Annotated in this window: 8 protein-coding genes and 1 pseudogene; 6 read left to right on the plus strand and 3 right to left on the minus strand. The window is 69.6% G+C overall.

The genetic code is table 11. The features are described 5' to 3' along the window. Positions 1 to 71 precede the first annotated feature (71 nt). The gene (locus CVV76_RS18795) at positions 72 to 2,372 is read right to left on the minus strand and encodes a glycosyltransferase family 2 protein (RefSeq protein ID WP_102226222.1); all 2,301 of its coding nucleotides are present in this window, start codon (positions 2,370 to 2,372) and stop codon (positions 72 to 74) included. Between the two features lie 214 nt (positions 2,373 to 2,586). Between CVV76_RS18795 and CVV76_RS18800 the strand changes: the two genes are divergently transcribed. The 4 genes and pseudogenes from CVV76_RS18800 (at position 2,587) to CVV76_RS18815 (ending at position 7,484) form a co-directional block, all read left to right on the plus strand. Next, positions 2,587 to 3,444: a glycosyltransferase family 32 protein gene (locus tag CVV76_RS18800; protein WP_102226223.1), complete on the plus strand. Its 858-nt coding sequence runs from the start codon at positions 2,587 to 2,589 to the stop codon at positions 3,442 to 3,444. Between the two features lie 335 nt (positions 3,445 to 3,779). Then, positions 3,780 to 5,985: pseudogene (locus CVV76_RS18805) on the plus strand (malate synthase G). Between the two features lie 122 nt (positions 5,986 to 6,107). Then, positions 6,108 to 6,536 (plus strand): GlcG/HbpS family heme-binding protein, encoded by a 429-nt coding sequence (locus CVV76_RS18810; RefSeq protein ID WP_102226224.1) that lies wholly within the window; start codon positions 6,108 to 6,110, stop codon positions 6,534 to 6,536. Between the two features lie 168 nt (positions 6,537 to 6,704). Beyond that, positions 6,705 to 7,484, plus strand: a complete 780-nt coding sequence (locus CVV76_RS18815) for a gamma-glutamyl-gamma-aminobutyrate hydrolase family protein (protein ID WP_102226225.1) — start codon at positions 6,705 to 6,707, stop codon at positions 7,482 to 7,484. A 136-nt stretch (positions 7,485 to 7,620) separates the two neighbouring features. Here CVV76_RS18815 and CVV76_RS18820 read toward each other — a convergent pair whose 3' ends face one another. Both CVV76_RS18820 and kynU read right to left on the minus strand, forming a co-directional pair. Continuing rightward, entirely contained in the window at positions 7,621 to 8,088 is a 468-nt protein-coding gene (locus CVV76_RS18820; RefSeq protein ID WP_158243194.1) for a GNAT family N-acetyltransferase, read from the minus strand. Positions 8,089 to 8,120: 32 nt separating this feature from the next. Next, complete coding sequence (kynU, locus tag CVV76_RS18825) at positions 8,121 to 9,317, minus strand: kynureninase (protein ID WP_102226227.1); 1,197 nt, start codon at positions 9,315 to 9,317, stop codon at positions 8,121 to 8,123. Between the two features lie 281 nt (positions 9,318 to 9,598). On the opposite strand from kynU, the gene CVV76_RS18830 reads away from it, so the two are divergent. Further along, positions 9,599 to 10,804, plus strand: coding sequence for a Hint domain-containing protein (locus CVV76_RS18830; protein WP_233193024.1), 1,206 nt, complete (start codon positions 9,599 to 9,601; stop codon positions 10,802 to 10,804). Between the two features lie 129 nt (positions 10,805 to 10,933). Then, the gene (locus CVV76_RS18835; protein WP_102226228.1) at positions 10,934 to 11,377 is read left to right on the plus strand and encodes a methyltransferase family protein; all 444 of its coding nucleotides are present in this window, start codon (positions 10,934 to 10,936) and stop codon (positions 11,375 to 11,377) included. The last annotated feature ends 182 nt before the right edge of the window (positions 11,378 to 11,559 follow it).

The following is an 11,559-nucleotide window of genomic DNA, read 5'->3' on the forward strand; positions in this document are numbered from 1 at the left end:
CCGTGCTGCGCTCCGTGCTGCGCCCCGTACTGGGCCCAGGTCTCTGCCCGATACTGCGTCCCATACTGCGCCTAATGCTGCGCCTCGCCCTCATGCTGCACGGTGAAGAAGAAATCCTCGGGCAGATCGCGCTCGTGCAGGTCTTCGGGAATCACGTGGGGCCCGGCGTTGAACACGTTGGCGCCGAAGACATGCAGCAGGCGCGAAAGCTTCTCCATCCGCGGCCCGGTCAGCTCCTCGTAGAACTCCGCCTGGTCCGGCCTTGCCTGCAACTCGGCGATCTTTGCGCGGTGGCAGGCGACCGAATGAGCATGCGCCGCCGCGATCTCGGGATCCGCCATCAGCCGGTCGAATTCCGCCCGCGCCGCCGGGATCATGCGCTGGATCGAGGTCTCCTCCTCGGCATTGTGGTTCATCCTGAACCAGTAGTTCAGCCCCTGGTCGCGGTCGGTGTGGTTCACCCGCCCGCGGTCGCGCTTCACGAGGAAGCTCTCGGCCGAGCGCACGGCGTAATGGTTCAGGCTGACCCAGTCGTAGCCGTAGGTGGCCAGGGTGGAGCGCCAGCCGTTGCGCATCATCTCCACCGGCATCGGCTTGCCCGAGCCGTTCAGCCAGCGCACCTGCGGCCAGAGGTCGGGCTTCAACCCCTTGGGCCGGTGCACCCCCAGCTTCTTGTAAAGCCCGATGTTGCGGAAAAGCGTCTTGAACCCCCAGGCCTGGTGTGGCTTGCGCACCACCTCGGGCGCGCAGCGGGTAAATTGCTCGATGACGAAGCGGTCCTCATATGCGTGCACGTCGCCATTGCCGAACAGCCGCCAGGTGAGCGAGATCATGTTGGCATCGCCCATCGCGGCGTAAAGCGCGGCCAGCGTGCCGTCGCCGATCTTCACGTCGATGAACTCGTCCACATCCATGCAGATCGCCCAGCCCGCGCCGGTGATGACCGCTTCGGTCTCCGCCGCCGCCAGCGCCGCATGCTGCGGCTTCAGCCCCGGCATCTGGCGGAACGGGTTCTCGCGGTGCTGTACGATGCCCTTGCGCTGCAAGAGGTGCAGCATGGTGTCGGTGCCGTCGGTGCAATCGTTGGTGTAGACGAGGAAATCTTCCACCCCGATCGCCCGGTGATAGGCCAGCCATTCAAGGATGAACGGCCCCTCGTTCTTCATCGTGGTCACGATCGCGGTGCGGCCGGCGTTCCGGGCCAGCGCCGGGGCCTTGTCGACCTCGGATTTCGGCGGTCGGACAGGTTTGGCGCCGAACATGCCGCGCGCCATCTCCAGCAGTGCAGGGTCTTCCACAAGGCTGGTCTTGGGGGCCAGCTCGGACGCGTTGCGCCCCGGCACGCGGATCCCCATGCAGCGCAGGAAGGGGTACTGCGCCGAGGGCTCGGGCCTCGCCCCGCCGATGCGGATCGCACGCCAGTTCACCCCAGGCCCCGCGATCTGGGGCGCCACGCACCAGCGCAGCATCCCGCCGGTCGCGTCGAACTGGGCGCAGATGTGGTCGCCGAAGCTCTCCGCCTCTCCCTCGCGCACCCGCCAGGGATAGATCCGCCGCCCGGACAGGACGACCACGCCCGAGGGTTCGCCTCGCGCCTGCCCAAAGACCGTGGGCGCCCTCCGCGGCCGCGGCGCGAGGAGGTCCGAGACGTCGATATTGGCAACCCCGCCCGCAGCGTCGAGAAACCGCGACCGCGCCACCTCGTGCACCAGGAATTCGCCCATCGGCGCGCGCCAGCGGTCGGGCGGCGGGGGCTCCATCCGGTCCTTGCCGGGGGCGTCGGGGGCGAGGAAGGGGTGCGTCTCGGGGCCGATGCCGGGTTTGCCCAGCGGCACATCCGCGGTCAGCACGACGACGCGCAGGGCAGGGGGAAGACCGGCGCAGGCCTCCTGCAGGGCGGCGACCAGCGCGGGGCCCCGGGGCGCTGCGCTGCCCGGGCCCGCCCGGTCGACGATCACCGCCCCGGCGACCCCGTGATGGGCATGGTGGTAGGCCAGCCAGTCGCGCAAGACCTCGGGGCTTTCCTCGATCCGCACCGCCAGCAGGCAGTCGCGCCCCGCCAGAAGATCCGTCTCGACCGCCGAGACCGGCACTTCGAGCGCCGCACCGCCGGTCAGCGGCAGGCGGATCCCGGTGGCATCCCCGGCCAGGCGCGTGCCCAGCACCATCACCGCGCCGCCCAGCACCCGGATCTCGTCGATCCGGTCGCAGCCGTCGCGGGGGGCGGTGTCGAAGGCGCCGGATGGCGTGCCGGTGGCAAAGAAGGCACGGAAGCGGCCGCCATGGGCGATCGCGTCCAGCCAGTGCAGCCCCGCGCCCGAGCCCGCTCCGAGGCGGCGGCCCAGGATCTCGGGCGCCCTCTTGCCTGTCATCTCTTGCCCGTCCCCGTTTCCTGCCCGTTTCGCGCCGTGTCGCCCGGCGCGTCGGTTCGGCTCAGCCTAGCACCTCCCTGCGGCACGGAAAACACGCGCGTGCGCCCTTGGTGGCGCGCAAGGTGCGAAGCCGTGGCCTTGCGGCCGCGGCTGTGGCATGCAGGCGCCGTTGAACGCGCGGCGACGGCGCGAACCGTTGGCGGAGACGACAGGCATGGCACAGGACTATCAGATCGCGGCACTCTGGATCGGCGGCGACCTCAGCTTCCTCGAGCAGCTCTGCCTCAAGTCGTTCCTCGACGCGGGCCATCACGTGAAGCTCTATTCCTACCAGCCGATCGGCAACGCGCCGGCGGGCTGCGAGATGGCAGATGCGAACGAGGTGCTGCCGCAGGACAATTTCCTTCGTCACGCGCGAACCAACTCTCCCGCGCTGCATTCTGACCTGTTCCGCTACCACCTGCTGGCCGGGAACGACCGCACGATCTGGGCCGACACCGACGCCTATTGCGTGAAGCCCTTCACCACGGAAACCGGCCATTTCTACGGCTGGGAAAGCCGCAAGCACGTGAACGGCGGCGTGCTGGGCTTTCCGCGCGACAGCGAGGCGCTGGGCCGGCTCATCGAGTTCACCACCGACGAATTCGCGATCCCGCCATGGTTCAGCGCGGCCGAGCGCGCGGAGCTGGAGGAGAAGAAGGCGGCCGGCACCCCCGTCCATGCGGGCGAGATGCCCTGGGGCGTCTGGGGGCCGCACGCGATCACCCATTTCATCCACGCCACGGGCGAGGACCGCTACGCGCTGCCGCAGGTCGCGCTCTATCCGATCCACTACCGCGACCGCCGGGTGATGCTGCGCCCGGGCTTCGACACCTCGCCCTACATCACCGACGAGACCTTCTCGATCCACTTCTACGGCCGGCGCATGCGCGCCCGCATCAACGAGGTGCACGACGGCGTGCCGCGCCCCCGCAGCCTGATCGGCCGTCTGCTGAAAAAGCACGGCATCGATCCGCTCGCCGCCCCGATCCCGGTCAAGGGCGGCGAAAAGGACGACGACACCGAAGACTGAGCCGAGCTTCCGCCGAAGCATGCGGCACCCCGAAGCATGCCGCGCCAGCGTGAGAAGACGTTCCCCTCCCACTTTCTGCTCGAAAATATCCCACGGGGGTGCGGGGGTGTGAAACCCCCGCGGATGCGGTGGGTGCGGGGGTGTGAAACCCCCGCGGATGCCGCGGATCCCGGGGCGTGGAGTCCGAGGTCCTCGCCCTCCCGCATTCACAAAATCTTGCAAAAGGTGCTTTCCCCGGAAACGCGACAATGCCGGCCCCGCCCGCCGTCGCGCCGCCGTTGCGCCGCCGTCCGTGCCCTTCTACCCTGCGCGTCGGCACAGCACAGGAGGCTCGGATGGTCGAACGTGTGGAACGGCGGGGGATGCAGGTCGACGCGGCGCTCGCCACCTTCATCGAGGACCGCGCGCTGCCCGGGACCGGGATCGCGGCCGACGGTTTCTGGGCCGGGCTGTCCGAGGCGGTGCACGGGATGGGGGCCCAGAACCGCGCGCTGCTGGAACGCCGGGCGGAGCTGCAGCAGCAGATCGACGCCTGGCACCGCGCCCGCAAGGGCCAGCCGGTCGATCCCGGCGCCTATCGCGCTTTTCTGGAAGAGATCGGCTACCTGCTGCCGGAGGGGGAGCCGTTCACGATCGACACCACGGGCATCGACCCCGAGATCGCCAGCGTCCCGGGCCCGCAGCTGGTCGTACCCATCATGAATGCGCTCAATGCCGCGAATGCGCGCTGGGGGTCGCTCTACGATGCGCTTTACGGCACCGACGCGCTGGGGACTCTGCCTGTCGGGCGCGGCTACGATGCCGCGCGCGGGGCTCGTGTCATCGCCTGGGGCCGCGCATTCCTCGACGATATCGCGCCGCTCGTCTCTGGCTCCTGGGCCGATGTGACGGAGCTCTGGATCGAGGACGGGGGCCTTTTCGCCCGTGCCGACGACGTGACCGGCCTGATGGATCCCGCGCAATTCGCGGGCTTCGGGGGCGATGCCGCAGATCCCGACGCCCTGGTGCTTAGGAACAACGGCCTGCACCTCATCCTCGACCGTGATGCGGCGCATCCGATCGGCGGCACCGACCGCGCCCGCATCGCCGACATCCGCGTCGAATCCGCCATGTCCTCGATCATGGATTGCGAGGATTCGGTCGCCGCCGTGGATGGCGAGGACAAGGTGCTTGCCTATTCCAACTGGCTGGACCTGATGACGGGCACGCTGCGCGAGAGCCTGAAGAAGAACGGCCGCCGGATCCTGCGCGAGCTGAACCCCGACCTGAAATTCACCGGCCGCGATGGCGCCCCGCTGACCCTCAAGGCGCGGGCGCTGATGCTGGTGCGGAACGTGGGCCACCTGATGACCACGCCCGCGATCCTCGACCGCGACGGGAACGAGGCGTTTGAGGGCATTGTCGACGCCTTCTGCACCACGCTCTGCGCGATGCACGATCTGGCGAAGGGCGGCGCTCGGGAAGGCGACTCGGGGAGGGCGGTTTGCGCAACTCCACCGCCGGATCGGTCTACGTGGTGAAACCCAAGATGCATGGCCCGGACGAGGTGGCCTTCGCCGACCGCCTGTTCGCGGCGGTCGAGGGTGCGCTGGGGCTTGCCCTCAACACCGTCAAGCTGGGCATCATGGACGAGGAGCGGCGCACCAGCGTGAACCTCAAGGAATGCATCCGCGCGGCGCGTCACCGGGTAGCCTTCATCAACACGGGCTTCCTCGATCGGACGGGGGACGAGATCCACACCTCGATGGAGGCGGGTCCGATGGTGCGCAAGGGCGAGATGAAATCCTCGGCCTGGATCGCCGCCTACGAGGCGCGCAACGTCGACATCGGCCTGGCCTGCGGGTTGGCGGGGCTCGCGCAGATCGGCAAGGGGAGGTGGGCCGCGCCCGACCTCATGGCGGCGATGCTGGCCGAGAAGATCGGCCATCCGCAGGCGGGGGCCAGCTGCGCCTGGGTGCCGTCTCCGACCGCCGCCACCCTGCATGCCACGCATTACCACCGCGTCGACGTGATCGCCCGCCAGCGCGAGATTGCGGCAGACGTGCAGGCCTCGGGCCCGCGCGGCACGCTGGAGGATCTTCTGACGATCCCGCTTGCCCGGGGGCGAACTGGTCCGAGGACGAGATCACCGCCGAGATCGAGAACAACGCGCAGGGCATCCTCGGCTATGTGGTGCGCTGGGTCGACCAGGGCGTCGGCTGTTCCAAGGTGCCCGACATCCACGACGTGGCGCTGATGGAGGACCGCGCGACCTGCCGCATCTCCAGCCAGGCGCTGGCGAACTGGCTGCATCATGGTGTGGTCAGCGAGGAACGGGTGATGGCGGCGATGCGCAAGATGGCCGCGGCGGTCGATCGCCAGGACGCGGGCGATGCGGCCTACACCCCGATGGCCCCGGGGTTCGACGGCATCGCCTTCCAGGCCGCCTGCGACCTCGTGTTCCGCGGCCGGATCCAGCCCTCGGGCTATACCGAGCCGGTGCTGCACGCGCGCCGCCGCCAGCTCAAGGCCGCGCGCGCATCGCAGGCGCCCGGGGCCTGACCCGCGGGGGCGGCGGTTCTGCCGCCCCATCTCTGCCTCCCTCGCCACCCCGCCGCTTGACCCCCGCCGCGCCCGGCCCATTTTCCCGCGCAGGAAAGACGGCAATCGCATGGGGGGACAGCATGACCGGCATCTCGCTGCAGACGGCGCAGGCGATCATCGCCGGCGCCTTCGCCCAGGCCCGGGCAGACGGCCTCCGGCCGATGGCGCTGATGGTGGTCGATCCCGGCGGCCATCCGATCGCCTTCGCGCGTGAGGACGGGGCGGCGCCCGGGCGCTTTGGCCTGGCGCAGGGCAAGGCCCATGGCAGCGCCATGCTGCAGATCCCCGGTAGCACCCAGATGGCGCTTTCGGACCGGTTCCCGGTGCTGATGGGGGCGGCCAACGGCGTGTTCGACGGCAAGTTTGTCCCGGTACCCGGCGGCGTGCTGGTGCGCAATGCCGAAGGGCGCCTGCTCGGCGCCGTCGGCGTCTCGGGCGGGATGCCGGAGGAGGACGCGGCGGTGGCTTGCGCGGGCATCCGCGCCGCCGGACTGACGCCCGAGGCCTGATGCGTTCCGGCTGGCCGGCCCCCGTTGCCGAAAATCCGGGCAAACGCCCGTTTCACACCGGTTCCGCGCGCGCTGAACAAGGGTTGTGCACGGCTGACCACTCGACGCCCCCCCGGGCGCGGCCTATCCTTTCTCTCGAACCATAACAATTCCGGAAGGGGTGGCAGCATGGCACGACCGGTCGTGGGCATCATCGGCAATCAGGGCGCCTTCAACGAGACCTACATGGTCCACGCGGCCGGGCTGATGAACATCGACGCGGTGGCGAAGGTCTCGGGCTGTACCCCGCTGATCATCCCGGCCGATCCCGAGATGGTGCAGGTGGAGGATCTGCTCTGCGCCTGCGACGGGTTCCTGTTCACCGGCGGCCGCCCGAACGTCCACCCCGAGGAATACGGCGAGGAAGAGACCGAGGCGCATGGCACCTTCGACCGCGCCCGCGACCGCGTCACCCTGCCGCTGATCCGCGCCTGCGTCGACCGCGGCCAGCCGATCTTCGGCGTCTGCCGTGGCTTCCAGGAGGTCAACGTCGCCATGGGCGGTTCGCTCTACCCCGAGATCCGCGAATTGCCGGGGCGGATGAACCACCGCATGCCCCCCGACGGCACGATCGAGGAAAAGTTCGCCCTGCGCCACACCGTGCGCTTCACCCCCGGCGGGCCCTTCGCCCGGCTTCTGGGGGCGGACGAGGTGCGCACCAACACGCTGCACGGTCAGGGCATCAAGCAGCCCGGCCCGCGCATCGTGATCGACGGCCAGGCCGAGGACGGCACCCCCGAGGCGGTCTATGTCGAGGGCGCGCCGGGCTTCACCCTCTCGGTCCAGTGGCACCCGGAATACAAGGCCGGCGAGGACGACGTCTCGCGCCGCCTGTTCTGCGCCTTCGGGGAAGCGGTGCGCGCCTTCGCCGAAGGCCAGCCCGTCTCGGCCGTCCGCCGCAGCGCCTGAGAGTCAGCGCCCCGCCCCGGCGCCCCCCTCCGGCTCGCGCCCCGGGCCTCCTTGCCGGGATCAAGAGGCATCGCCCCTACTTTCTGTTCTCAAATATCCCGGGGGTTCCAAAGGGGGCAGCGCCCCCTTTGCTTTCCTACCCGGCGCCCAGCCGCTTCCGCATCCGGAAATTCGGGATCATGACCCCCCGTCTTTCGACCTCCTGCGCCGCGACCAGCTCCCAGCCGCGCCGGGCGAGGAAGGGCCGGGCAAGGAGGCTTGCCTCGACCGTCATCTCCGCCAGCCCCAGTGCGGCCGCCTCGGCCTCGATCTTGTCGTAAAGCTGCGCGGCCAGTCCGGTTCCCCGGCGCTCGGGCGCGACATAGGTGAGGTCGAGATATCCCTCGGGCCGCAGCGACATGAACCCGGCGATCCCGTCTTCCTCGGCCACCCAGGTGATCTGCCGGGCAAGGCGGGCGCCGAAGGGGCCGGCGGGCGGCGGCTCGGGCGCCCAGGCGTTGCGCTGCTCGGCGCTGTAATGGCCGGCCGCGCCCACCTGCACCGCGCGGTGAAAGAGGGCGGCGCAGGCCTCCGCATCGGACGCGCGGTAGCGGCGCAGCTGCATTTTCGCCCCCTCCCTCATCTTGTCCCCCTCGCTCAGGTAACCCGGGCGCGGGTCTTGTACTCCGGCCGGTCCCAGAGCGCGCCCTGCATCACTTCCGCAAGGATCTCCGTGGCACGCGTTACCTCCTCCATGCCGATGTAGAGCGGCGTGAAGCCGAAGCGCAGGATGTCGGGCGCGCGGAAATCGCCGATCACGCCGCGGGCGATCAGCGCCTGCATGATCGCGTAGCCCTCGGGGTGGCGGAAACTCACCTGGCTGCCGCGGTGTTCGGGGTCGCGCGGCGAGGCGAGGGTCAGGTCGGGGCAGGCGGCCTCCACCCCCGCGATGAAGGCCTCGCCGAGGGCGATCGACTGGGCGCGGACGTCGTCCATCGTCGCCATGTCCCAGATGTCGAGCGCGGCCTCGAGCGCCGCGAGCTGCAGGATCGGCGGGGTGCCGACGCGCATCCGCTCGATCCCCGCGCCGGGGCGGTAGTCGAGGTCGAAGGCGAAGGGCGCTTCGTGCCCGAGCCAGCCCGAAAGCGCGGGGCGGGCGGCGTCGGCATGTTTCGGCGCGACGTAGATGAAGGCCGGGCCACCTGGGCCGGAGTTGAGGTACTTGTAGCTGCAGCCGACCGCGAAATCGACGTCGCAGCCGGTCAGGTCGACGGGCACCGCGCCGGCCGAATGGGCGAGGTCCCAGACCGTCAGCGCGCCTTTCGCATGGGCGATCTTGGTCAGTCGCTTCATGTCGTGGCGGCGCCCGGTGCGATAATCGACCTCGGTGATCAGGGTCACGGCGACATCCTCGTCGATCGCCTCCTCGACGTCCTCGGGGGGCACGGTGCGCAGGGTGTAGCCGTCCTTCAGCGTCCGGGCGAGGCCATCCGCGATGTAGAGGTCGGAGGGAAAGTTGCCGGTGTCGGAGAGGATCACGCGGCGGTCCGGGTTCATCTCCAGCGCCGAGGCGAGGGCCTGATAGACCTTGATCGACAGCGTGTCGCCCATCACCACCGTGCCGGGGGGCGCGCCGATCAGACGGCCCACCCTGTCGCCCACGGCCGAGGGCAGGGCCATCCAGCCAGCCTTGTTCCAGCCGGTGATCAGCATCTCGCCCCATTCCGCGGTCACGGTGCGGGCGACCCGGGCGGCGGCGGCCCTGGGCAGCGGTCCCAGAGAGTTCCCGTCAAGGTAGATCACCCCCTCGGGAAGCTGGAACATGGCCCGGGTGGCGGCGAAATCGGTGGTCATGGCGGTGTCCTTTCCTTCATCCCTCTGTCGCCCGGATCGCCGGGGCCTGCAATGGGGCTGCAATCGCCCATTTGCCGCCGCGGGCGCGCCCGGGAAATAGGCATGCCAGATGCGACAATGCTGCACTTGCGAAGAAAACCCGCAACGGCGGTAGGTTGCGACTTGACTGCAACGTAATGTGGCAAGATACCCACAGCAAGGATCGCAGGGCCACAGGGCGCGCGGTACCATGTCCGGGGCAAACCCCGGCGAGCAGTTGGTCAGGCCACGGGGCAGGCGTCATGACGACCTACTCTCTCAATCTATATTCAAGCGACAGCGTCACGCTTTCGCACGAAAACGGCACGTCCATGAACAACGCCAACACGCTCAACCAAGGGCAGTGGGGCGATTCCTTCTCGTGGGAGACACCGAACAACGTCGATCTCACCTTCGGCTCCACCAACGCCTCGGTCTCGGTCGACGATTCCGACGGCGTGCTGGAAAGCGACCCGACCAGCGGTGCGACGGTGACGGATCAGGAACTGGCCGCACCGACCACGATCGACGGCACCACCTACACCCCGTCGGACAGCGACATCCGCTGGACAGACCCGCCCGCCGTCTATGTCGAAGCCAGCTACAGCGTCACGCTCTACGACGATTCCGGCAAGGAATACACGATGGTGGGCATCGGGGTGACCGAAGGCTACACCACGAAGATCGTCGGCGTCACCTTCGAGGGTGACGCCCCGCCCGCGGGCACGACGCTGCATTACATCCAGGGGCAGTCGGTCTACAACGGCTCGCCCTCGCTCGACCTGAACGGGTCGGTGCCTTGCTTTACCGCGGACACCATGATCGAAACGCCCGAGGGCCCCCGCAGGGCCGCGACGCTGACCCGCGGCAGCCTTGTGATCACACGCGATGCCGGCGCCCAGCCGGTGCGCTGGATCGGTCGGCGCACCCTCGTGCCCGCCGCGCTGGCCCGCGCGCCCTGGCTGCGCCCGGTGCGCATCCGCGCGGGCGCGCTGGGGGCAGGGGTGCCGGCGCGGGATCTGCTGATCTCGCCGCAGCACCGGATCCTGCTACGCTCGGCCATCGCGCGGCGGATGTTCGGCGCGGAGGAGGTGCTGATCGCGGCCAAGCGGCTTGTCGGTCTCGACGGGATCGAGCTGGCCGCGGGGGATCGGCCGGTGACCTACGTGCACTTCCTCCTCGATCGCCACGGCATCGTCTTCGCCAACGGCGCCGAGGCCGAGACGCTGCTGGCCGGCCGCGAGGCGCTTCGGGCGCTCAGCGCCCCCGCCCGGGCCGAGATCCTCGCGCTGTTTCCCGGCTTCGACGGCGGGCTGACCACGCCCCATGCCGCCCGGGTGCTGGCCGCGGGCCACAAGGCGCGGAGGCTGGTGGAGCGGCACCGCGCCAATTCCAAGCCGCTGACGATACCCCACCTCGGGCAGGAGATTCCGCCGGCGCCCCCGCGGCCCGGGACCGCCGCCACCTGATCACCCATCCGACCACGGCCGCCCCGCGGGACCGTCGGGCGCTTTCCCGCGCGGGACAGGCTCAGGGCGCTTGCATCGTGGTGGCGGTCGGTCATCATGCCACGGCATCCGCCGGGAGGAGCCGCCGTCATGCACCGGATCGAGATCCCGCCGCTCTGGCTGATCGTGTTTCTTGCGCTGGCCTGGGGTTCGGGCCGCGCCGTGCCATTTCATCCCTTCGGCACGCCCGGGCGTTGGGCAGGGGCGGCGCTGGTGGCGCTCGGGCTTTTGCTGATGGCGGCGGCGGTGGCGAAGATGGTGCAGCGGCGCACCACCGTGATCCCGCGCCGCGACGCTTCGACGCTGGTGACGGGCGGGGTGTTTCGTTTCAGCCGCAACCCGATTTACCTGGGGGACGCGCTGGTGCTGGCGGGGGCTGCGCTCTGGTGGGACGCGCCCCTTGCCCTGCTGCTGGTGCCGGCCTTCATGGCCCTGATCCGGCGGCGGTTCATCATGGGCGAAGAGGCGCAGCTTGCCGCTAGGTTCGGCCCGGAATACCGGCACTGGGCCACGCGGACACGCCGCTGGATGTGACCCGGTCGTATCGTCGCAAGGCTGATCGCTTGTGAAATATTGTTGCGCAATGCTAAAGGGGGCCGGATACATTCGGTCCGAACAGGACGGGCCGGGCCACGTGGCCGCAAGGGAAGGGAGTGAGACGCGTGAAGATCGGAACACCGAAGGAGGTTTTGCCTGGGGAATCGCGTGTTGCGATG

The organism is Acidimangrovimonas sediminis (assembly GCF_002871005.1).
In the GTDB taxonomy this organism is placed as follows: Bacteria; Pseudomonadota; Alphaproteobacteria; order Rhodobacterales; family Rhodobacteraceae; genus Acidimangrovimonas; species Acidimangrovimonas sediminis.

Bases quoted from the DNA above. Each gene is read 5' to 3' on its own strand.
- CVV76_RS18835 (WP_102226228.1), top strand. From the start codon at position 10,934: ATGCACCGGATCGAGATCCCGCCGCTCTGGCTGATCGTGTTTCTTGCG.
- CVV76_RS18795 (WP_102226222.1), bottom strand. From the start codon at position 2,372: ATGACAGGCAAGAGGGCGCCCGAGATCCTGGGCCGCCGCCTCGGAGCG.
- kynU (WP_102226227.1), bottom strand. From the start codon at position 9,317: ATGACCACCGATTTCGCCGCCACCCGGGCCATGTTCCAGCTTCCCGAG.
- CVV76_RS18815 (WP_102226225.1), top strand. From the start codon at position 6,705: ATGGCACGACCGGTCGTGGGCATCATCGGCAATCAGGGCGCCTTCAAC.
- CVV76_RS18830 (WP_233193024.1), top strand. From the start codon at position 9,599: ATGACGACCTACTCTCTCAATCTATATTCAAGCGACAGCGTCACGCTT.
- CVV76_RS18810 (WP_102226224.1), top strand. From the start codon at position 6,108: ATGACCGGCATCTCGCTGCAGACGGCGCAGGCGATCATCGCCGGCGCC.
- CVV76_RS18820 (WP_158243194.1), bottom strand. From the start codon at position 8,088: ATGCAGCTGCGCCGCTACCGCGCGTCCGATGCGGAGGCCTGCGCCGCC.
- CVV76_RS18800 (WP_102226223.1), top strand. From the start codon at position 2,587: ATGGCACAGGACTATCAGATCGCGGCACTCTGGATCGGCGGCGACCTC.